Below are 20,576 nucleotides of genomic sequence, written 5' to 3'. Positions count from 1 at the left end.
TTACTCCGGCTTCAGCCCGCCAGCGCGGACCACCTTGCCCCATTTCTCGGTTTCGTCGGCGATCAACTTGCCGAAATCGGCTGCCGAGCCCGGCATCGGTGCGCCGCCGATCGCGGCAAGCCGGGTCTTCATGCCGGGGTCGGCGATGGCCGTGTTGATCTCCTTGTTGAGCTTGTCGACGATCTCGGCCGGCGTGTTTTTCGGCGCGGCGAAGCCGTACCATTGGCTGGCTTCATAGCCCGCCACGACATCGCCCACCGTCGGCACCTCCGGCAGTTCGGTCATGCGCGCAGCCGTCGTGACCGCTAGCGCCCGCAGCTTGCCGGTCCTGATGTGATCGGCGGTGCCGGGCGCGGCCGCGAACAGGATCTGCACCTGGCCGCCGAGCAGATCCGTCATCGCCGGGCCCTGGCCGCGATAGGGGACGTGGACCATGTCGACGCCGGTCATCATCTTGAACAATTCGCCCGCCATGTGCGGCGCGCTGCCGCTGCCGGCCGAGGCCATGTTGACCTTTCCGGGATTGGCTTTGGCGTATGCGATGAATTCGGCCAGCGTCTGCGCCGGCACCGAGGGGTGAACCAGCACCACCATTGGCACGCGGATGACGCCGGCAACCGGCGCGATATCGCGAACGAAATTGAAGCTGAGCTTTTCGTAGAGCGAGGCGTTCACCGCATTCGGCACCGTCGCCAGCAGCAGCGTGTAGCCGTCGGGCGCCGCGTTCACGACCGCCTCGGTGCCGATATTGCCGCCGGCGCCGGTCCGGTTCTCGACCACGAAGGGCTGCCCGAGATGGTCGGCCAGCCACTGGCCGATCAGGCGCGCGGTGATGTCGACGCCGCCGCCGGCGGCGAAGCCCGCCACGATTTTCGTCGGCCGTGTCGGATAATCCAGCGCCGATGCGAGGTGCGGCAAGGCGGGCGCGGCGATCAGCGCGCCGGCAAGTTTGAGGAAATTCCGGCGTAGAAGTTTCATGTCGAGTGTCCCCCCTTTTTGAGTACAACCCTATCCCAACTGCGGCGGGCTGAGTAAAGGGCGTCAGCCTTTTGCTACGCGCCCTGTCCCGGCGGCATGGGGACATGCCGATTCCCAATGTCAAAGGCGCTTGCTGTCGCCCCGGCCTTGGTCATATTCTCAAGGTAGGTCGTCCATTCCGGGCGGCCGATGTTCTCAGGGCGGGGTGAAAATCCCCACCGGCGGTAAGGGTGACGTAGCCCAAGCCCGCGAGCGCCTTCTTCCCTCCCGGGAAGAAGGGTCAGCAGATTCGGTGTGAATCCGAAGCCGACGGTTACAGTCCGGATGAAAGAGAACGGTTTGCGGCGGCCTCGCACGTTTGCGCGTGGGCCGACGTCGTTCCGTATGCCCTGATTCTGGTCCTGAAAGAGGAAAGCCATGAATCAGACGTTGCTAGAACCTGAAGTCCAATCCCCACCCCAGACAGCCGAAGCCAGTCACGTCCCTGACGTGCCCGAGCGGCCGCCGGCGCCGGTACATCCGCGCTTCGTCAAGCCGCAACGCATTGCCTTCGTGCAGTCGTCCTGGCACCGCGACGTCGTCGAGGAATGCCGCATCGCCTTCCTCGAAGAGATCGAGGCGCGCCACATCACGCGCGCGCAGGTCGATCTGTTCGAGGTGCCGGGCTCGTTCGAGATCCCCTTGCATGCGCAACTGCTCGCCAAGACGCGGCGCTACACCGCCATCGTGGCCGCAGGTCTCGTGGTCGATGGTGGCATCTACCGCCACGAATTCGTCGCCGATACCGTGATCAAGGCGCTGATGGACGTGCAATTGCGGACCGAGGTGCCGGTGTTCTCCGCGGTGTTGACGCCGCAGCAATTTCACGACAGCGCCGTGCATCACGATTTCTTCCGCAAGCACTTTGTCATCAAGGGCATCGAGGTCGCGGAAGCCTGCGCCAACACGCTGCACAGCCTGGAGCGGCTGCGCGGACAAGTGGCCGCGGGGATTGTGTAAAACTCAAGGCATTGCAAACGAAAGCTCGCCCCGCATTTGTTGTTGCGGGGTGGGCCCGTCGCCGGGAAAACACATCTGGTGACAAGACCCGGCAATCGACCGATTGTCATTTCCGATGCCAGACCTGTAAACTCGGCGGCGGGAGGAGGCACGTCCGTGGAGACGGGCGGCCGAGACGATCATGTTCGAAGGACACGATCCCTATCTCGTCGCGCTCTCGGTGGTGATCGCGATTCTGGGAGGATATACCGGCTTCGGCCTTACTGCGCGCATCCGCGGGACGCCGGATGCCAGTCATCGCGTGCTGCTCGCGGGCGCGGCATTCTTCCTCGCCATCGGCATCTGGACCATGCATTTCGTCGGCATGCTGGCGGCCCCGCTGCCGGCGGGCACGGTCTATCTGGTGTTGCCGACCATCGTCTCGTTCCTGATCTGCGCGCTGGTCGTCGGCATTTCCGTGTTTCTTGTCAGCGTCGGCGAGCCGCCGGTTTTTCGGGTGGTGTCCTCGGCGGTGCTGCTCGGGGTCGGCATCGCCAGCATGCACTATGTCGGCATGCATGGATTGTCCGGCAATTTCGTCATGACGCATGACGTTGCGATGGTCGCGCTGTCGGTCCTGATTGCGATCGCCACCGCTTATGGCGGCCTCCGTGCATTTCTGGCGCGGCAGGGGGGCGTGCAACTCGCACTGAGCGCAGTCGCCTACGGCTTCGCGGTGGCGGGCATGCACTACACGGCGATGGCCGGCATGCATCTGGTTCCACCATCGCAAGGAGCGCCTCACCACGTCGACGGCCTTGCCGCATCGTCGCAAATGCTGTCGCTGGTCGTGGCGCTGCTCTGCTTCGTAATTGCTGCGGGCTTCCTGCTGTCGCTGGTGCCGGACCCGCGCAAGAAGGTCGCGGCAACGACAGATGCGGTTGCCGCCATCCCCGCGGCGGCCGCCCCCGAGGCCGCGGCCCTTGTTGCAACCATTCCGCCGACGGACTCCAGCGCCGCCTCGTCCAGTCCGCGGCTGCGGCCGACGCCCCTCGGCGGCATCGGGCAGCCGCCTCGCGCCGCACCCGCACCGCGGTTGCCGGTCGAAGGTGCCGACGGCACCCATTTCATCGATACCGCCGACGTCAGGAGCGTCCGGGCCGACGCTCACTATACCAAGGTGCATGACGGCACCCGGGAGCGGATGTGCCCGTGGTCGATCTCGGAGGCCGAAGCCCAGCTTGACCCCGGACTGTTCGTCCGTGTGCACCGCAGCCACATCGTGGCGATGGCGCACGTCACCTTCGTCCGCAAGGAAGGCGATGGCGCCATCATCGAACTCGACGGCCCATCACCGCATCGGGTGCCGGTGAGCCGGGCCAAGATCGCCGAGGTGAAAGCCCGGCTCGGGCTGACACGGCGTCACGCCTAGCTGCTCATCGTCCGTTAGGTCGTAGAACCTGACGCATTTCGTGCGCGGCTTTCCGCACTTCGTGCGAATCTTCTCGGCCTGTGCCGCCGTGATTGCTTCGAAAAATACGAGGACACACCTTCGCTTCCAACGTCAGCGCCTTCTGCGCGAAGGACGAGTTGGAGGAGACGATGATCCCTGGCCCATTCAGCTACCATCGGCCGGCGACCGTGGCCGATGCGGTGAAATTGCTCTCGAATCTGGGGGACGAAGCCCGTCCGCTGGCTGGCGGCCACAGCCTGGTTCCAATGATGAAGCTCAGGCTCGCCACGCCGGAGCACCTGGTCGATCTGCATGGCATCGCAGGCCTCAAGGGCATCCGGCGCGACGGCAACACAATCGTGATCGGCGCGATGGCCACCCAGCACGAATTGCTGGCGTCCGACGAGATCGGCAGGTCCTTGCCCATTCTGGACGAAACCGCGCTCCTGATCGCCGATCCGCAGGTGCGCTATCGCGGCACCATCGGCGGCAACCTCGCCAATGGCGATCCCGGCAACGACATGCCGGCGCTGATGATGACCTTGGGCGCAAGCTATCGCCTCGAAGGGACGTCCGGCGCACGCGAGGTCGCCGCCAGCGAGTTCTACCAAGGGGCCTATTTCACCGCGCTCGAACCCGGTGAACTCCTGACCTCGGTCGCCATTCCGGTACCCGCCGCCGGTCACGGCTACGCTTATGAAAAGCTCAAGCGCAAGGTGGGCGATTACGCCACTGCCGCTGCCGCGGTCGTGCTGACGATGGCGGGCGGCAAGGTGGCCACTTGCAAGATTGGGCTAACGAACCTTTCGGAAACGCCGCTACTTGCCGAGGACGCCGCCAAGGCGGTGATCGGCACCAGCCTCGATCCGGCCACGCTGAAGAAGGCTGCCGCCGCCGCGGAAGCCATCATGTCGCCGGCCGCGGACGCCCGCGGGCCGGTCGAATACCGCAAGCATGTCGGCGGCATCATGGTGATGCGCGCGCTGCAGCGCGCCGCCGGCCGCGCAAGTTGAGAGGGGATCACAAAATGGCAAAAACCCACATCACCATGAAGGTGAATGGCGCCGAGGTCGAAGGCCTCGCCGAGCCGCGCACGCTGCTGGTGCACTTCATCCGCGAAAACCTGCAGATGACCGGCACCCATATCGGCTGCGAAACCACCCATTGCGGCGCCTGCACCGTCGATATCGATGGCATGTCGGTGAAGTCCTGCACCATGTTCGCGGTGCAGGCCCAGGGTTCCGACATCACCACCATCGAAGGCATGGCCAATGCCGACGGCTCGCTGTCGGCGCTGCAGGAAGGTTTTCGCATGATGCACGGGCTGCAATGCGGCTTCTGCACGCCCGGCATGATCATGCGCGCGCACCGCCTGCTCAAGGAGAATCCGTCACCGACGGAAACGGAAATCCGCATGGGTATCTCCGGCAACATCTGTCGCTGCACCGGCTACCAGAACATCGTCAAGGCGATCCAGTACGCCGCCGCCAAGATCAATGGCGTGGAATTCAGGGAGGCCGCGGAATGAACGACATGACTCCCACGCGGGAACAACGCGAAGCCAAACTCGAAGGCATGGGCTGCAAGCGCAAGCGGGTCGAGGACATCCGCTTCACCCAGGGCAAGGGCAACTATGTCGACGACGTCAAACTGCCGGGCATGCTGCACGGCGATTTTGTCAGATCGCCGCATGCGCATGCGCGCGTCAAGAAGATCGACGACACCGAGGCGCTGAAGGTGCCGGGTGTACTGGCAGTCATCACCGCCGAGACGCTGAAGACGGTGAACCTCGCCTGGATGCCGACGCTGGCCGGCGACGTGCAGATGGTGCTGGCCGACGGCAAGGTCCTGTTCCAGAATCAGGAGGTCGCCTTCGTCGTCGCTACCGACCGCTACGCGGCCGACGACGGCATCAACAAGGTCGTGGTCGAATATGAACCATTGCCGCCGCTGATCGATCCGTTCAAGGCGATGGCGCCGGATGCGCCGGTGCTGCGCGAGGATCTCGCCGGCAAGACCACGGGCGCGCATGGTCCGCGCAAGCATCACAACCACATCTTCGAGTGGACTGTCGGCGACAAGGACCTGACCGACGCCGCCTTCCGCAAGGCCGAGGTGACGATCAAGGAGATGATCTCCTACCATCGCACCCATCCGTCGCCGCTGGAGACTTGCCAGTGCGTCTGCTCCTTCGACAAGATCAAGGGCGAGTTGACGATCTGGGGCACCTTCCAGGCCCCGCACGTCATCCGCACCGTGGTGTCGCTGATCGCAAAACTGCCGGAACAGAAGATCCATGTGATCTCGCCGGACATCGGCGGCGGCTTCGGCAACAAGGTCGGCGCCTATCCCGGCTATATCTGTGCCGCGGTCGCTTCGATCGTCACCGGCAAGCCGGTGAAATGGGTCGAGGACCGCATCGAGAATCTGACGGCCACGTCGTTTGCGCGCGACTACCACATGACGACCGAGATCGCCTCCACGAAGGAGGGCAAGGTCACCGGCCTCCGCGTCCATGTGCTGGCCGATCACGGCGCATTCGACGCCTGCGCCGACCCGTCGAAGTGGCCGGCCGGGTTCTTCAACATCGTCACCGGGTCGTACGATTTCCCGACCGCGCATTTGTCGGTCGACGGCATCTACACCAACAAGGCGCCGGGTGGCGTCGCCTACCGCTGTTCGTTCCGCGTCACCGAGGCAGCCTATTGCATCGAGCGTGCGATGGACATTCTGGCGCAAAAGCTCGGAATGGATCCGGCAGAGCTGCGGCTGAAGAACTTCATCAAGCCGGAGCAATTCCCGTATCACTCCGCGCTGGGCTGGGAATATGATTCCGGCGACTACGCCACCGCCATGCGAAAGGCGATGGAGACGGTGAAGTACGCCGAACTTCGCAAAGAGCAGGCTGCGCTACGTGAAGCGTTCAAGCGCGGCGAGACGCGCGAGATCATGGGTGTCGGCGTGTCGTTCTTCACCGAGATCGTCGGCGCCGGTCCCTCGAAGAACTGCGACATTCTCGGCATCGCGATGTTCGACTCCTGCGAAATCCGCCTGCATCCCACGGGAGCAGGCATCGCGCGGATGGGCACCAAGAGCCAGGGCCAGGGCCACGAGACCACTTGGGCGCAGATCATCGCGACCGAGATCGGCATTCCCGCCGACAACATCATGGTGGAGGAAGGTAACACCGACACCGCGCCTTACGGGCTCGGCACCTACGGCTCGCGCTCGACGCCGGTCGCGGGCGCCGCGATTGCGATGGCGGCGCGCAAGATCAAGGCCAAGGCGCAAATGATCGCGGCCTACAAGCTCGAGGTGCACGAAGACGACCTCGAATGGGATATCGACGGCTTCCGCGTCAAGGGTCTGCCGGAGAAGACGATGTCGATGAAGGACATCTGCTGGGCGGCCTACAATTCGGTTCCTCCCGGCATGGAGCCGGGCCTTGAGGCGGTAAGCTACTACGATCCGCCCAACATGACCTATCCGTTCGGCGCCTACATCTGCGTGATGAACATCGACGTCGATACCGGGGTCTACAAGGTCAGGCGCTTCTACGCGCTGGACGACTGCGGCACCCGCATCAATCCGATGATCATCGAGGGCCAGGTCCATGGCGGCCTCACCGAGGCGTTCGCAATCGCGATGGGTCAGGAAATCCGGTACGATGCCGACGGCAACGTGGTCACCGGCTCGTTCATGGATTTCTTCATGCCGACCGCGGTCGAGACCCCGCATTGGGAAACCGACTTCACCGTCACGCCGTCGCCGCATCACCCGATCGGCGCCAAGGGCGTTGGCGAGAGTCCGAATGTCGGCGGCGTGCCTGCATTCTCCAACGCCGTCAACGACGCCTTCTCGTTCCTTGGCTCCACCCATATCCAGATGCCGCACGATTACTGGCGTAACTGGAAGGCGGCGAAGGATCTGGGGGCTGTTGCCTAGAGACGCTGAAATGAAGGATCGCAAAGAGATCGCGGAACGACTGGCCGCCTCGGGCTACATCGCTGATGCGGAACTCGCGACCGCGATCTCGCTGATGCTTATGCTGAAGCGCCCGCTGTTGCTGGAAGGCGAGGCGGGCGTCGGCAAGACCGAGGTGGCGAAGGCGCTGGCATCGGTGCACACGACCGAGCTGATCCGCCTGCAGTGCTACGAGGGGCTGGATCAATCGGCCGCGCTCTATGAGTGGAACTACCAGCGGCAGTTGCTGTCGATCCAGGCGCACCGCGGCGATGACCCCGATGCGGTCGAAGATCAGATCTTCTCGCAAAAATATCTGCTGGAGCGGCCGCTGCTGGCCGCCATCAGGCGCGACAGGCCGCCGGTGCTGCTGATCGACGAGATCGATCGCGCCGACGACGAGTTCGAGGCGTTCCTGCTTGAACTGTTGTCGGACTTTCAGGTCTCGATCCCCGAACTCGGTACGATCAAGGCAACCGCGATCCCGCATGTGGTGCTGACCTCGAACGGGACGCGCGAACTCTCTGACGCGCTGCGTCGCCGCTGCCTCTATCACTACGTCGATTATCCCGATGTCGATCGCGAAGCACGCATCATCATGGCGCGGATCGATGGCGCCGGCGCATCGCTCGCGCTGCAGATTGCGCGCATGGTGGAGGGCGTTCGCAAGGAAGAGTTGCGCAAGGTGCCGGGCGTCGCGGAGACGCTGGATTGGGCGGCGGCACTGGTCGGGCTCGGCGTCCGCGATCTCCATGACGCGCCCGAGACGGTCCACGAGACCCTGATGTGCCTGCTCAAGACCCATGAGGACAAGTCGCGTGTCACGCGCGAAGTCAGCGAACGCCTGCTGGGGAAAGTCGCATGAGCTGCTGCGGCACCAATCCCGGTTACGAAGAGCTCGACGAGGTCTCGCGCCTTGTCTCGTCAAGGCTCGCTGCGTTTCTGAAAACCCTGCGCGACAGCGGATTCGCTGTTGGCCTTGCCGAGGGCCAGGATGCGGCGGAACTGATGACGGCTGGCTACGCGGCCAAACCGGGCCTGCTGCGTTCGGCGTTCAAGCACCTGTTCTCGGCGCGGAAATCCGACTGGGAAAAATTCGACGGCATCTTTGACGCGTTCTGGCTCGGCAGGCGCGTGCGGTCGCGGTCGATGACGACAGGCTCGTCGAAGGCTGCGAACAATCCGTCGCTGAAGACATTGGCTGACGGCCAGCGCTCCGGGAGCGAGACCGCGATGGATCAGGTTCCATCCACTGACGATGCCGGCGCCGATCGCGTCGGCGAGGGCCGCATGGAAGGGGCCTCGCGCGCTGACAATCTGGCCGAGGTGGATTTTCGTAAACTGGCCGATCCCGCGCAAATCGGGCAGGCGCATGAAGCGGCCGCGCGGCTCGCGCGCGCCATGCGCACCCGGTTGAGCCGTCGCGACCTCGCTCGGAGGCGCGGCTACCGGCTCGATCTGCGACGCACCATTCACGGCAATATCAGCCATGGCGGCGTGCCGATCGACCTCGTCAGGCGCCAGCGCAAGACCAAGCCGCTGCGGCTCGTCATGCTGCTCGATGCCTCGGGTTCGATGAGCATGTACACCGGCGTCTTCCTGCGCTTCATCCACGGCGTGCTTGACCAGTTTCGCGAAGCCGAAGCGTTCCTGTTCCACACGCGGCTGGCGCACGTCTCCGACGCGATGAAGGAAAAGGACGCCGCACGCGCACTCGATCGGCTCTCGATCCTGGCGCAGGGCGCCGGCGGCGGCACCAAAATCGGCGAGAGCCTGCAGACGTTCAATCGCTGGCATGCGGCGCGCGTGATCCACTCGCGCACCGTCGTGATGATCGTGTCCGACGGCTACGAGACCGGGGACGCCGCGCTATTGGGCCGCGAGATGGCGGCGCTCGGCCGCCGCTGCCGCCGCATCGTCTGGCTCAATCCGATGATGGCGTGGGAGGGCTACGCACCCGAGGCGGCAGGCATCAAGGCGGCGCTGCCACATGTCGATCTCTACGCGCCGGCCAATACGCTCAACAGCCTGGCCGCGCTCGAACCTTATTTGGCTAAACTGTAGATGAGATAACCGATGAGCGCGCATGTCGAAGTGATGGATCTGGTCGCGCAGATGAAATCCGCCGAGCAGCCGTTCGTGCTGGCGACGGTGGTGCGTACGGTATCGGTCACAGCTGCGAAAGCCGGCGCGAAGGCGATCATTCGCCCTGATGGCACCATCGTCGCAGGCTGGATCGGCGGCGGCTGCGCGCGCGGCGCGGTGCTGAAGGCCGCACGCGAAGCGCTGCTGGACGGGAAACCGCGCATGGTATCGGTACAGCCCGAAAATCTCCTCGCCGAACTCGGCGTCAAGCCGGGCGACGATCGCGAGGGCATCCGCTTTGCCAGCAACCTGTGTCCGAGCAGGGGGACGATGGATATCTTCGTCGAGCCGGTATTGCCGCATCCCTCGCTGGTGATCCTCGGCGCAAGCCCGGTCGCGATGTCGCTGGCTGCCCAGGCGCGCCAGCTCGGCTATCACGTTACGCTGGCCGCGCCGGCGGCGGATATCGCCGCCGAGCCCGATGCCGATGTCATCATCGACGGGTTCACGCCCAGCTACCTCAATGACACCAGGCGTTTCGTCGTGGTTTCGACCCAGGGCAAGGGCGACGAGGTCGCCTTGCGCGCCGCGCTCGCCATCAAGGCCGAGTATCACGCCTTCGTCGGCAGCCGCCGCAAGATGGCGGCGCTGCGCAAAAAGCTCGTGGCCGGCGGATCGGAGGCGGCCGCGGTCGACTGCGTCAAGGCGCCGGCCGGGCTCGATCTCGGCGCGATCACGCCGGAGGAGATCGCGATGTCGATCCTCGCTGAAATCACCGTCGAACGCCGGCGCGGCCAGCGCACGGCCAATCCCTCGAGGAGCTAAGGACTGACCATGCAGATGAACGACAGCCAGCGCATCCCGGCCTCGAAGGAAGAGGTCTGGGCGGCGCTCAACGATCCCGAGATTCTGAAGCAATGCATCCCGGGCTGTCAGTCCCTCGACATGTCCTCGCCTACCGAGATGACCGCGACCGTCGTCTTCAAGGTCGGACCCGTGAAGGCGACCTTTGGCGGCAAGGTGACTTTGTCCGATCTCGATCCGCCCAACAGCTACCGCATTTCGGGCGAGGGCTCCGGTGGAGTGGCCGGATTCGCCAAGGGCGGCGCGCTCGTGCGCCTCGAATCCGGGGCGCCTGACATCACGGTGCTGCACTACGAGGTCGACGCGCAGATCGGCGGCAAGCTCGCCCAGCTCGGCGCGCGCCTGATCGATTCCACCGCAAGAAAGCTTGCGGCGGAATTTTTCAAATCGTTCGGCGAGGTGGTCGGAAAGAACGTCGCGGCCGGCGTCTAGCGCCGGAATCATCTCTCGATACGGACCCGCTTTCAGCTATGCTGCCGCCAGTCGTGTCACTGGATGGGAGCGTGCGGACGTCATGGCCGAACAAAAATCTTCCGATTGGCTCGGCCTGTCAGGCCGCGTCTGCGTGGTGACGGGCGGGGGCGGCGGCATCGGCCGCGCCGTCGCGCTAAGTCTTGCCCAGGCCGGCGCCCGCGTTGCCGCCATCGATCTCGATGAACGCGGTCTCGAGGTGACGCGCGCCGAACTCGGCAAGCTTGGTGCTGATCATGCCATCGCCCGCTGCGATACGTCTGATGTCGCGAGCGTGACCGCCGCGTCCGCTACGATCGAAAAATCGCTGGGGCCGTGCGGTGTGCTGGTCAACACTGCCGCCGTGCTGCGGCCCGGCGCACTCGACGCCCTGACGCTTGCCGAATGGAACGCTGTTCTCTCCGTCAACCTGACCGGCTACTTTCTCTGCGCGCAGGTGTTCGGCCGGCAGATGCGCGCGCATGGCCGCGGCAGCCTGGTGCACGTGGCCTCGATCGCCGGTAGCAATGCGCAGGGGCAGAGCGGAGCCTACAGCGTCAGCAAGGCCGGCGTGATCATGCTGTCGCGCCAGCTCGCCAATGAGTGGGGGCCGCACGGCATCCGCAGCAACGTCGTAAGTCCCGGCATGGTGATCACGCCGATGAGCCAGGCATTCTACGATACGCCAGGGGTGACCGAGCGGCGCTCGGCCGTAGTGCCGTTGCGCCGGGTCGGGATGCCGCAGGACATGGCCGATGCCATTCTGTTCCTCGCCAGCGACCGGGCGTCCTACATCAACGGCGAGGAGATCATGGTCGATGGCGGCTACGCCAATATGCTGATGAACCTGGTACCGCGACCAGGGTTTGAATGAGATGCTGTAGGGTGGGCAAAGCGCAGCGTGCCCACCATTCAAGACCTTGCTCGTGGAGAGATGGTGGGCACGGCGCTATCGCGCCTTTGCCCACCCTACGGGCCTTGCCCTAATCGAACAGGCTGGACACCGATTCTTCGGCCGCGGTGCGGCTGATCGCTTCCGCGATCAGCGGCGCGATCGGGAGCGTGCGGATGTTGGGCGCCTTGGTGACGGCCTCGGTCGGCAGGATCGAATCGGTGATGACGAGTTCTTTCAGCTTCGAGCCGGCGATGCGCGCCGCGGCGCCGCCGGACAGCACGCCGTGCGAGATATAGGCGTAGACGTCCTTGGCGCCGTTGGCGAGCAGCGCGTCGGCGGCGTTCACCAGCGTGCCGCCGGAATCGACGATGTCGTCGATCAGGATGCAGGTGAATCCGGCGACATCGCCGATCACGTTCATGACCTCGGATTCGCCGGCGCGCTCGCGGCGCTTGTCGATGATGGCGAGCGAAGTGTTGATGCGCTTCGCCAGCCCGCGCGCGCGCACCACGCCGCCGACGTCGGGCGAAACCACCATGACGTTGGCGAGGTCGAAGCGCTCCTTGATGTCGCGCACCATCACCGGCGAGGCATAGAGATTGTCGGTCGGAATGTCGAAGAAGCCCTGGATCTGACCGGCATGCAGGTCGAGCGTCATGACGCGGTCGACGCCGGCATGGGTGATCAGGTTGGCAACCAGCTTGGCTGATATGGGCGCGCGCGAGCCGACCTTGCGGTCTTGCCGGGCGTAGCCGAAATAGGGAATCACCGCGGTGATGCGGCGCGCGGACGAGCGGCGCAGCGCATCGGTGATGATCAGCAATTCCATCAGGTGGTCGTTGGCTGGAAACGACGTCGACTGGATGATGTAGACATCCGAGCCGCGCACGTTCTCCAAAACCTCAACGAAAATCTCGTTGTCGGCAAACCGGCGGACGCTGGCTTTGGTCAGCGGCAAATGCAGCCAGTTGGCGATTTCCTGGGCCAGCGCGGGGTTGGAATTGCCGGCGACCAGCTTGATCGAGCCGTTCTTGGCCGCCATTGACACTTCTCCTCGCGCCTTGCTGGATACGACGTTCAGCATAGAAATCCTCGGGAACCGGCGCGTTTTGGTGAGCGAGGAGATATCAGGCAGGTGGCTCGGCTGGCAACCCGTCGCCCCGGTTTTCCCGGCGAAAAATAGGCCGTTACCGGACTATTCCGGGGCCAATTATTGGGCGCTGTATCCCAGCGCCATGGCGCCCACGGCACCCTGGGCGGGTACGGTCTCTTCCACACTCGCTACCGCGGGACCGCGGCGCTCTGGGGCAGGCGCAGGCGCCGTATCGGGGGTTCCGTTAACCATGCCGGCGAGACCGCTGAAGCCAGCCTGTGCAATCTTGCGCAAGACCAGGTCGTCGGCCGCCGCCCAGGCGTCGCGGTTGGCCTTGCCGGTGGCTTCTTCGCCGGAAAGCCGCAGCGCACGCTGCTGGTTGTTGTCGTAGACGTCCCAGACCCAGGCGATCACGGTCTTGCCGCGAACCACCTGCGCCGAGAGATAGCTGCGCACGCGGTAGGATGCGCCGCCCTCGCGGGAGACGATCGACAGGTTGCGCAGCTTCGATTCGCTGTCGAGCACGCTGACCATCCGGTCGAACACCTGCGGAGGCGGACCGTCGATCGATTCGAACGCCACGGTGGGCCCGCCACCCGCGCTCGTTGCCATCGCGTAGGACCCGCTGGCCGCGCCGCCGCCGGCACAGCCGCCGAGCGTGGAGGCGACAATAAGCAGCACTGCCGCGATCATGGCGCGCGGGGCTTGCAGGCACGAAGCGGTCAGGGAGTTCCTCATGGTTCCCTGCGATATCGTTAAAATGTGTTAAGGTCTAGGGCAGCGGACACACCGGCTCACCAAAAAGATTAATTCGCGCTCGACTCGCTTCACCTTGTTGTTGCCAGAATTCTTCGACCCACAGGATCGATCCATGCGAGCCTTTGTTCTCGACGGCTATGGTGCGGTCGCCGATCACGTCCGCCTTGCCGAACTCGCCGATCCAGTCCCGGGCCCTGGCGACGTTCTGATCGAAATTCATGCCGCCAGCCTCAATCCGATCGACTTCAAGATGGTGCATGGCGATCTGAAGCGGGTCTCGAAATATCAACTGCCGCGCCCGTTCGGCTTCGATGCCAGCGGTGTCGTGACCTCGGTGGGGAGCAGGGCGTCGAAATTCAAACCGGGCGATGCGGTCTATGTGCGCGCGTCGCGCGACACGATTGGCACATTTGCTGAGCAAATCGCCCTTGGCGAGAATCTCGTCGCGCTGAAGCCGGCCACAATTTCACACCCAGAAGCGGCTTCGCTGCCGCTCGTCGGGCTGACCACGGTGCAGATGTTCGGGCGTGCCGGTGCGAAGTCCGGGCAGCGGATCCTGATCCACGCCGGCTCCGGCGGCGTCGGCACCTTCGCAGTTCAATACGCGAAGCATCTCGGCCTTCACGTGACGTCGACGACAAGTTCGAAAAACGCGGATTTCGTCGCTTCACTCGGAGCTGACCGCGTCATCGCCTACGACCGCGAGAACTATCTTCAGCAGGATGGCAATTACGATATCGTCTACGACACGCTCGGTGGCGCATTCACCGTCGATGCCTTCAAGGTGGTGAAGCGCGGCGGCGTGGTGATCTCGCTCAGCGGGCCACCGGACCGGGATTTCGCCCGGCGCGAAGGCGCCGGGCTGCTCGTGGGTATCGTCGTCTGGCTGATGGGCCGGAAGGTTTACGCCGCCAGCGCGGCCGCCGGGGCGCGATACGAATGGTCCTTCACGGAATCCAACGGCGACCAGTTGCGCGACATCGCTGCCCTGGTAGACGGCGGCGCGATCAGGCCGGTGGTCGATCGCAAATTTGACTTCGAGCAGTTGCCGGCGGCGCTGACCTATCTCGAAGCAGGGCGCGCGCGAGGCAAGGTGGTGTTGAAGGTGCGGTAGACGAATGACTCGCCCGCCGGCGTTCTATTCGGCGAGATGGTGCGTCATGGCCGCGGCAATCCACAACCATTCCCGATTCGGGCTGCTGCTGGGCGATTGGCCGCGCAGGATCGCGACCAGCTCCCAATAGCGGGCCGCGCGGGCGTCATGCTGCTCATATTTGGCGCGCAGCCAGATGCGGAAATCCGCGTCAGGCCTCCGTCCGGTGAGCCGGGCCGAGGTTTCCAGCCACTCACTTGCCAGCGCGTTGCCGGTTTCCGAAGCAGGCTCCAGACCGCGCGCGATGGCGTCCCTGGCCTTTACCAGCATGGCGTCGCCTTCGGTCTGCCAGGCCTTGGGGTCGAAGGTGGCGTCGTCCCAGATGTCCTTGGCGTTGTTTCGCATGTTGGCAGCAAAGCCGGGATCGTTGAGCATGCCGGAGAGTTCGATCCAGGCGTCGCATTGCGCGGGCGTCGGATCTTCGGGCAGTTCGGGCACGCTGTCTTCGATCATCTGGCGCATCCATTTGGGATCGATGTTCACGCCGTCAGAGACCCGTTCGTAAAACGCCTCGACGACGCTGCGTCGTTCATCGCGTGACAATTTGGTCATGGTCCAGATTCTCCTCAAGTCGGCTTCGGTGAGTTCGGGCGAACGAAGCGCTGTACGCAGCGCCGCCGCGATCCGGCGTTGGGCTGCGATCTCGGCCTCGATCGCCCGAAGGCGAAGCGTCAGTGCCTCGGTCAGTGAAAGTTCCTTCGACAACACCTCCCGAATGGCATCGAGGCCGAGACCGGCGTCACGCAGGCAGCTGATAAGATCGAGGCGGACGAGTTCGCTATCGGTGAATACGCGATAGCCGCTCTCCGTCCGTCCTGCCGGCGGCAGCAGTCCCTGGTCGGAGTAGAAGCGCAATCGCCGCACGGAAACTCCGCTGAGGCGCGACGCTTCGCCGATGCTGTAGGTTCGGTGTGTCATGCGGGCGTTGTGCAGCCTCCACCGGGTGGAGAGTCAAGGCTGCAAGCGACCGAAATACGAAATCAGCTTTCCAGCGCGATCGCGTGGACGTGGCGGCCGTAGTCCGGCTCTTTCCGGTGCACCGAGCGGCGGTAGCTGTAGAAGCGCTCGTCAGAATAGGTGTCGACGCCGATATCGTCGATCATCAGGATGCCGGCATTCTCCAGCCGCATGCGGATGAATCCGGCGAGGTCGAACATGGCGTGGCCCGATCGAGCCGAGGGAATGAAGAACACGCCGTTCTCCGCGTCGGCATCCATGAAGCGCTCGACGAATTCGCTGCCGACTTCATAGGACTGCTGGCGGATCAGCGGACCGATGGCAGCGACGATGCCGGAGCGGTCGGCGCCGAGCTTTTCCATCGCCTCGATGGTGGATTCCAGCACGCCGGTCAGCGCGCCCTTCCAGCCGGCATGGGCCGCGCCGATCACGCGAGCGCTGGCGTCGGCAAACAGGATCGGCCCGCAATCCGCAGCGGTAACGCCGATCGCGATGCCTTCGGTGCGGGTGACGAGCGCGTCGGCGCGCGGCTTGTCGCCTTGCCATGGTCCGGTCGCCACCACGACATCGGGCGAGTGGATCTGGTGCACGCTGAGGAGGCGCTCGGGCGCAACGCCCATCTGCTCGGCCATCCGACGGCGATTTTCCGCGACATGAGCCGGATCGTCGTTCGAGCCGAGGCCGCCATTGAGGCCCTCATAAATTCCGCTCGATACCCCGCCCTCGCGGGTGAAGAAGGCGTGGCGCAGCCCGGGAATGGCAGAGAGCAGCGATGATCCGAACGTCATTCCGTTTCTTCTCCGGGCGCCGGCGGTTCGTCGCTGAGACCTGCGACCGAGGTGAGATTGGGCTCGGTGACCGCAAGCACCTTGAACATCGATCCCATGCCGCCGCGGCCGCTGTCGGTCAGGCGCTTCAGCGCGGCGGAAATATCGGCGGAAACTTCCGCGGTGGTTTTTCCCATCAGTGTGACCGCCCGGGTTTCGATGCCGAGCCGCTTGAGGAAGTCACCCTGCGTCGCCGGGCCGTGAACGCGCGCACCGACGTCTTCCGCCGCGCGCGCCAGCGCCTGGAAATCGACATGGGCGGTGACGTCGGCCTGTCCCGGATTTTTCAGGGGATCGGCAAAGCTGTGGCGGGCGATCGCCTGGAAAGTATCCCCGGCGTCGCTGCGCACATGGCCGTAATCGATGATCAGCGCCGCGCCGTCCTGGTCGCGCACCCGTGTCGCGATCTTCATCATCTCGTGGTCCGGCCGCCATTCGAACACGGCGCCGATCGGAGCCACGCGCACCAGCGGCGGCAGCAGCACCTCAAAGCGTGGTATCGGATCGTCCGCGGCTGCGAATATCAGCTTGCCATCGGCGTCGAGCTCGACGACGCGCTCGTGCCAGCCGGTCTCGCGCTTCACCACCTGATGGATCGGCAACACGTCGAAATATTCGTTGGCGAGGATGACCGCGGGACCCTCGGGCACGTCGTCGATGTTGTCATGCCAGGTGATGTTGCGCACGCCGGATAGCGTCGCCCGCTGCTTCTCGCGCAGCACGGGATTGACCTCGACGAGGTCGACGTGGAGCGATTGATAGAGCGGCGGCAGCACCCGGACCGCGCGCAGCACGTCCGCCATCATGGTGCCGCGGCCGGGACCAAGCTCGACCAGCCGCAGCGCAGGCGGCGAGCCGATCGCCTTCCAGACCGAGGCCGCCCACAGGCCGAGCAGTTCGCCGAACATCTGGCTGACTTCGGGCGCGGTGGTGAAATCGCCCTCGCGGCCCAACGGATCGCGCGACACGTAATAGCCGTGCTCGGGATGCATCAGGCACAGCTCCATGTACCGCCAGACCGGCATCGGTCCTGACGATCGGATCAGCTTGTGGATCTCCGCCTGCAACGGTGAAAATTCGGTCACGGCCTGCCTTAAATCGACTTCTCTATATGCTGCGGCGTTCCGCGGCGCCATGCCACCATGATCAGGATGCCCCCGGCAATGACCATCGGCACCGATAACAGCATACCCATGGTCAGCTCGCCCCACAAAAATCCGAGCTGGGGATCGGGTTCGCGGAAAAACTCGCTCGCAATGCGCGCAAGCGCGTAGATTGCAATGAAGCTGCCGAGGATCAGGCCGGGCCGCTTCAGCGCGCCCATCCGGACCATGACAGCCAGAACCGCAAACAGCAGGATGCCCTCGAGCCCGGCCTCGTAGAGCTGGCTCGGGTGACGCGGCAGCGGCCCGCCATCGGGAAACACCATGGCCCAGGGCACGCTGGCATCCGCCGGCCGTCCCCACAACTCGCCCTTGATGAAGTTGGCGAGCCGCCCGAGGAATATTCCGATCGGAGCGACGGCGGTCGTGATGTCGCCAAGCGACAGGATGGAGATGTTGTTCTTGATCGCAAACAGCATCACCGCCGCGACGCAGCCGAGAAACCCGCCATGGAAGGACATGCCGCCTTCCCATAGTTTGAGAATGGCGGCAGGATTCTGGATGAAGAAGGCCGGGTTATAGAACAGCACATAGCCGGTGCGGCCGCCGATGATGATGCCGAGCGTGACCCAGAGAATGAAGTCGTCGAGTTGCACCGGCGCGATCGGCGCCGGCCCGCCCCACAATTTCTCGCTTCTGATCAGCACGCGCGCATAGATCCATCCGAGCACGATGCCGCAGATATAGGCCAGCGCATACCATCGGATCGCGAACGGTCCGATCGAAATGGCGACCGGATCGATTTCCGGAAAGGCGATGGTGAGGAAGGACATCGGGCGGTGGTCTACTGCGCGAGGTTGCGGTGATAGAGCGCCAACAGCCGCTCCCAGTGCCGCTCGGCGGCGTCGCGGTGATAGACCGGCCGCTTCGGGAAAGCGAAGCCGTGATGGGTATCGGGAAAGATCTCGACCTCGTTCTTGGTTCCCTGCATCGCCTGCTTCAGCTTGTCGATGATTTCCTGCGGCGCATAGATATCGGTCTCGGCACAGGCGAAATACAACTCAGCCTTGGTCTTCGATGCAGCCAGATGCGGGCTGTCGGCCTGGTCGGTCGCCAGATGCGTGCCGTAGATGGAAGCCGCCGCCTTCACGCGATCCGGAAACTGCGTCGCCGCGTTGACGGCATAGCGGCCGCTCATGCAGTAGCCGACGGTGCCGACGATCTTCGTGTTTGCCGCAGGCTGAGTCTCTGCATAAGCGAGCAGGGCCTTGGTGTCGTCCATCACCATGGGAATGTTGATGGAGTTCATGAAGCCGAACATCCGCTTGCGCTCGGGCGCCTCCGGATCCGGCGGGATCGGCCCCAGCTCCATGACGCCCGAACGGTAATACAGGTTTGGCAGCATCACGTAATAGCCCGACGTGCCGAGGCGACGCGCCATGTCGCGCAATTCCTCGCGGATCGCCGGCGCATCCATGTAGAAGATGATGACCGGGAAGGGCCCGCCGCGCTCGGGATGGGTGATGAAGGTCGTGGTCTTGCCGTCCTTGGTCGCAATATCGATTTGGTGGTCGATCATGGGCGTTTCTTTTTGCTTGTGATTCTGGGGGCTGGCTTAAGTGTTCGATACGATTGCAAGGAAACCGCAGCATGACAAGGCGAGCAGCGGTCACGTCGGGCCCTGAACCGCGCTCTTGAACGTTTCTCCCGGGATTGCCATTGTCTTGTGACGATCAATTTGCAGCGACCGGAGCGTTTTGAGATGACCCAGACCAGCAATCGGTTTTTCGACGAGATCGGCCGTTTGATGAACGACGCCGCCGGCGCCGCGCAGGGCGTCAAGCGCGAGGTCGATACGGTCATGCGCAACCAGGCCGAACGCATCCTGCGCGACCTCGATCTCGTCAAGCGCGAGGAGTTCGACGCGGTCAAGGACATGGCCCGCTTGGCGCGCGAGGAAAACGAGGCGCTCAAGAGCCGGATCGCGGCGCTGGAAGCCAAGCTCGGCATTTCGCCGGCCGCCCCGGATGCCGGCACCACGAAGGCGGACGGGTAGGGGATTTCATCACCCATCGTCATGGCCGGCTACATTCCCGGCCATCCACGCTCTTCGTCGCGGCGGCAAGAACGTGGATGCCCGGTCCAACGCCGGGCATGACGGCTTTTGGGGCCTTCATCGGCCCCTAAAGCTGCAGAAAAATCCCTTCATTTCCTTGTCATTTCGCCCCTTTGGGGCTAAAAGCCCGCCACGTCCGCAGCCCCCGCACCCCTGGAGGCTTGCTGTAGGACGCCAACGGGCCGCGATGCGGCCTTTAACTTTTTAGAAAACAAGGACTTAGCACGATGGCGACCGTCAAGGAATTGAAGGCGACCGCGCGTCCGCAGAGCGGCAAGGGGGCCGCCCGGGCAGAGCGTCGCGCCGGGAGAGTGCCCGGAGTGATCTACGGCAACAACCAGCCCCCCGTGACCATTTCGGTCGACGACAAGGAACTGCGCCAGCGCATCCTGGCGGGCCGGTTCCTGACCACGCTGTTCGACATCGATCTCGAGGGCAAGAAGCACCGCGTGATTCCGCGCGACTTCCACCTCGATCCGGTGAAGGACTTCCCGCTCCATGTCGACTTCCTGCGGCTGGGCGAAGGCGCCACCATCCGCGTCAGCGTTCCCTTGCACGTCGTCAACGGCGAAACCTCGCCCGGCGTCAAGCGCGGCGGCACGGTCAACATCGTCACCCATACCGTCGATCTCGAGTGCTCGGTCGATAACATCCCGCAGTACCTCGAAGCCGACGTTGGCGCGCTGGAAATCAGCTACTCGCTGCATCTCTCCGACATCAAGCTGCCGGCCGGCGTGAAGGCGCTGTCGCGTGAGGATGCGACGCTCGTCACCATCGTGCCGCCGTCCGGCTACGCCGAAGAACAGAAGGCTGCAGCGGCTGCCGCGGCTGCAGGCACTGCTGCTCCGGCGGCGGGTGCCGCTCCGGCCGCTGCTGCCGCGCCTGCGGCAGGTGCTGCAGCT

General features: G+C 64.3%; 21 protein-coding genes and 1 riboswitch. Of the genes, 13 read left to right on the top strand and 8 right to left on the bottom strand.

Going from position 1 to position 20,576, the window contains the following annotated elements:
* Nucleotides 1-978, bottom strand: coding sequence for a Bug family tripartite tricarboxylate transporter substrate binding protein (locus tag CQ14_RS03510; RefSeq protein ID WP_057856555.1), 978 nt, complete (start codon nt 976-978; stop codon nt 1-3).
* A gap of 187 nt (nt 979-1,165) precedes the next feature.
* Nucleotides 1,166-1,318: riboswitch (FMN riboswitch) on the top strand.
* A 77-nt stretch (nt 1,319-1,395) separates the two neighbouring features.
* Between CQ14_RS03510 and CQ14_RS03500 the strand changes: the two genes are divergently transcribed.
* The 10 genes from CQ14_RS03500 to CQ14_RS03455 all read left to right on the top strand — a co-directional run bounded on the left by CQ14_RS03500 (nt 1,396) and on the right by CQ14_RS03455 (nt 11,645).
* On the top strand, nt 1,396-1,977 hold the full coding sequence (locus CQ14_RS03500) for a 6,7-dimethyl-8-ribityllumazine synthase (protein WP_057856553.1): 582 nt from the start codon (nt 1,396-1,398) through the stop codon (nt 1,975-1,977).
* Between the two features lie 181 nt (nt 1,978-2,158).
* Complete coding sequence (locus tag CQ14_RS03495) at nt 2,159-3,388, top strand: MHYT domain-containing protein (RefSeq protein ID WP_057856552.1); 1,230 nt, start codon at nt 2,159-2,161, stop codon at nt 3,386-3,388.
* Nucleotides 3,389-3,558: 170 nt separating this feature from the next.
* Entirely contained in the window at nt 3,559-4,422 is an 864-nt protein-coding gene (locus tag CQ14_RS03490; RefSeq protein ID WP_057856582.1) for an FAD binding domain-containing protein, read from the top strand.
* 14 nt (nt 4,423-4,436) lie between these two features.
* A complete protein-coding gene (locus CQ14_RS03485) occupies nt 4,437-4,937 on the top strand; it encodes a (2Fe-2S)-binding protein (RefSeq protein WP_057856551.1) in 501 nt (166 codons plus the stop codon).
* Complete coding sequence (locus tag CQ14_RS03480; protein ID WP_057856550.1) at nt 4,934-7,354, top strand: aerobic carbon-monoxide dehydrogenase large subunit; 2,421 nt, start codon at nt 4,934-4,936, stop codon at nt 7,352-7,354. The genes CQ14_RS03485 and CQ14_RS03480 overlap by 4 nt, the downstream gene beginning before the upstream one ends.
* Nucleotides 7,355-7,364: 10 nt before the next feature.
* Entirely contained in the window at nt 7,365-8,237 is an 873-nt protein-coding gene (locus CQ14_RS03475; RefSeq protein ID WP_057856549.1) for an AAA family ATPase, read from the top strand.
* Entirely contained in the window at nt 8,234-9,436 is a 1,203-nt protein-coding gene (locus CQ14_RS03470) for a vWA domain-containing protein (protein WP_057856548.1), read from the top strand. Before CQ14_RS03475 ends, CQ14_RS03470 begins: the two co-directional genes overlap by 4 nt.
* Before the next feature lie 12 nt (nt 9,437-9,448).
* Nucleotides 9,449-10,282, top strand: a complete 834-nt coding sequence (locus tag CQ14_RS03465; RefSeq protein WP_057856547.1) for an XdhC family protein — start codon at nt 9,449-9,451, stop codon at nt 10,280-10,282.
* 9 nt (nt 10,283-10,291) lie between these two features.
* Entirely contained in the window at nt 10,292-10,753 is a 462-nt protein-coding gene (locus tag CQ14_RS03460; protein ID WP_057856546.1) for an SRPBCC family protein, read from the top strand.
* A gap of 82 nt (nt 10,754-10,835) precedes the next feature.
* Complete coding sequence (locus CQ14_RS03455) at nt 10,836-11,645, top strand: SDR family NAD(P)-dependent oxidoreductase (RefSeq protein WP_057856545.1); 810 nt, start codon at nt 10,836-10,838, stop codon at nt 11,643-11,645.
* 109 nt (nt 11,646-11,754) lie between these two features.
* Here the strand turns inward: CQ14_RS03455 and CQ14_RS03450 are convergent, their stop codons facing one another.
* Entirely contained in the window at nt 11,755-12,708 is a 954-nt protein-coding gene (locus CQ14_RS03450) for a ribose-phosphate pyrophosphokinase (RefSeq protein WP_057856544.1), read from the bottom strand.
* A gap of 168 nt (nt 12,709-12,876) precedes the next feature.
* Nucleotides 12,877-13,497, bottom strand: a complete 621-nt coding sequence (locus tag CQ14_RS03445; protein WP_057856543.1) for a hypothetical protein — start codon at nt 13,495-13,497, stop codon at nt 12,877-12,879.
* 133 nt (nt 13,498-13,630) lie between these two features.
* On the opposite strand from CQ14_RS03445, the gene CQ14_RS03440 reads away from it, so the two are divergent.
* On the top strand, nt 13,631-14,632 hold the full coding sequence (locus CQ14_RS03440) for an NADP-dependent oxidoreductase (protein WP_057856542.1): 1,002 nt from the start codon (nt 13,631-13,633) through the stop codon (nt 14,630-14,632).
* A 24-nt stretch (nt 14,633-14,656) separates the two neighbouring features.
* Here CQ14_RS03440 and CQ14_RS03435 read toward each other — a convergent pair whose 3' ends face one another.
* From CQ14_RS03435 to CQ14_RS03415, 5 genes are all read right to left on the bottom strand, one after another.
* Nucleotides 14,657-15,589: a MerR family transcriptional regulator gene (locus tag CQ14_RS03435; protein ID WP_057856541.1), complete on the bottom strand. Its 933-nt coding sequence runs from the start codon at nt 15,587-15,589 to the stop codon at nt 14,657-14,659.
* A 62-nt stretch (nt 15,590-15,651) separates the two neighbouring features.
* Entirely contained in the window at nt 15,652-16,416 is a 765-nt protein-coding gene (gene pgeF / locus CQ14_RS03430) for a peptidoglycan editing factor PgeF (RefSeq protein ID WP_057856540.1), read from the bottom strand.
* Entirely contained in the window at nt 16,413-17,540 is a 1,128-nt protein-coding gene (locus tag CQ14_RS03425; protein WP_057856539.1) for a class I SAM-dependent methyltransferase, read from the bottom strand. The genes pgeF and CQ14_RS03425 overlap by 4 nt, the downstream gene beginning before the upstream one ends.
* Before the next feature lie 8 nt (nt 17,541-17,548).
* Entirely contained in the window at nt 17,549-18,391 is an 843-nt protein-coding gene (lgt, locus tag CQ14_RS03420; RefSeq protein WP_057856538.1) for a prolipoprotein diacylglyceryl transferase, read from the bottom strand.
* An 11-nt stretch (nt 18,392-18,402) separates the two neighbouring features.
* Nucleotides 18,403-19,137 (bottom strand): dienelactone hydrolase family protein, encoded by a 735-nt coding sequence (locus CQ14_RS03415; protein WP_057856537.1) that lies wholly within the window; start codon nt 19,135-19,137, stop codon nt 18,403-18,405.
* A gap of 183 nt (nt 19,138-19,320) precedes the next feature.
* On the opposite strand from CQ14_RS03415, the gene CQ14_RS03410 reads away from it, so the two are divergent.
* Both CQ14_RS03410 and CQ14_RS03405 read left to right on the top strand, forming a co-directional pair.
* The gene (locus CQ14_RS03410; protein ID WP_057856581.1) at nt 19,321-19,614 is read left to right on the top strand and encodes an accessory factor UbiK family protein; all 294 of its coding nucleotides are present in this window, start codon (nt 19,321-19,323) and stop codon (nt 19,612-19,614) included.
* 287 nt (nt 19,615-19,901) lie between these two features.
* Nucleotides 19,902-20,576, top strand: a 675-nt coding sequence (locus CQ14_RS03405) for a 50S ribosomal protein L25/general stress protein Ctc (RefSeq protein ID WP_057856536.1), incomplete at its 3' end; no start/stop codon positions are given.

The organism is Bradyrhizobium lablabi (assembly GCF_001440475.1).
Taxonomy (GTDB): Bacteria; Pseudomonadota; Alphaproteobacteria; order Rhizobiales; family Xanthobacteraceae; genus Bradyrhizobium; species Bradyrhizobium lablabi.
This window is presented reverse-complemented; position numbering and strand designations above follow the sequence as displayed.

Bases quoted from the DNA above. Each gene is read 5' to 3' on its own strand.
- CQ14_RS03480 (WP_057856550.1), top strand. From the start codon at position 4,934: ATGAACGACATGACTCCCACGCGGGAACAACGCGAAGCCAAACTCGAA.
- CQ14_RS03510 (WP_057856555.1), bottom strand. From the start codon at position 978: ATGAAACTTCTACGCCGGAATTTCCTCAAACTTGCCGGCGCGCTGATC.
- CQ14_RS03485 (WP_057856551.1), top strand. From the start codon at position 4,437: ATGGCAAAAACCCACATCACCATGAAGGTGAATGGCGCCGAGGTCGAA.
- CQ14_RS03465 (WP_057856547.1), top strand. From the start codon at position 9,449: ATGAGCGCGCATGTCGAAGTGATGGATCTGGTCGCGCAGATGAAATCC.
- CQ14_RS03500 (WP_057856553.1), top strand. From the start codon at position 1,396: ATGAATCAGACGTTGCTAGAACCTGAAGTCCAATCCCCACCCCAGACA.
- pgeF (WP_057856540.1), bottom strand. From the start codon at position 16,416: ATGACGTTCGGATCATCGCTGCTCTCTGCCATTCCCGGGCTGCGCCAC.
- CQ14_RS03455 (WP_057856545.1), top strand. From the start codon at position 10,836: ATGGCCGAACAAAAATCTTCCGATTGGCTCGGCCTGTCAGGCCGCGTC.
- CQ14_RS03460 (WP_057856546.1), top strand. From the start codon at position 10,292: ATGCAGATGAACGACAGCCAGCGCATCCCGGCCTCGAAGGAAGAGGTC.
- CQ14_RS03415 (WP_057856537.1), bottom strand. From the start codon at position 19,137: ATGATCGACCACCAAATCGATATTGCGACCAAGGACGGCAAGACCACG.
- CQ14_RS03445 (WP_057856543.1), bottom strand. From the start codon at position 13,497: ATGAGGAACTCCCTGACCGCTTCGTGCCTGCAAGCCCCGCGCGCCATG.
- CQ14_RS03475 (WP_057856549.1), top strand. From the start codon at position 7,365: ATGAAGGATCGCAAAGAGATCGCGGAACGACTGGCCGCCTCGGGCTAC.
- CQ14_RS03470 (WP_057856548.1), top strand. From the start codon at position 8,234: ATGAGCTGCTGCGGCACCAATCCCGGTTACGAAGAGCTCGACGAGGTC.
- lgt (WP_057856538.1), bottom strand. From the start codon at position 18,391: ATGTCCTTCCTCACCATCGCCTTTCCGGAAATCGATCCGGTCGCCATT.
- CQ14_RS03450 (WP_057856544.1), bottom strand. From the start codon at position 12,708: ATGGCGGCCAAGAACGGCTCGATCAAGCTGGTCGCCGGCAATTCCAAC.
- CQ14_RS03410 (WP_057856581.1), top strand. From the start codon at position 19,321: ATGACCCAGACCAGCAATCGGTTTTTCGACGAGATCGGCCGTTTGATG.
- CQ14_RS03435 (WP_057856541.1), bottom strand. From the start codon at position 15,589: ATGACACACCGAACCTACAGCATCGGCGAAGCGTCGCGCCTCAGCGGA.
- CQ14_RS03495 (WP_057856552.1), top strand. From the start codon at position 2,159: ATGTTCGAAGGACACGATCCCTATCTCGTCGCGCTCTCGGTGGTGATC.
- CQ14_RS03490 (WP_057856582.1), top strand. From the start codon at position 3,559: ATGATCCCTGGCCCATTCAGCTACCATCGGCCGGCGACCGTGGCCGAT.
- CQ14_RS03440 (WP_057856542.1), top strand. From the start codon at position 13,631: ATGCGAGCCTTTGTTCTCGACGGCTATGGTGCGGTCGCCGATCACGTC.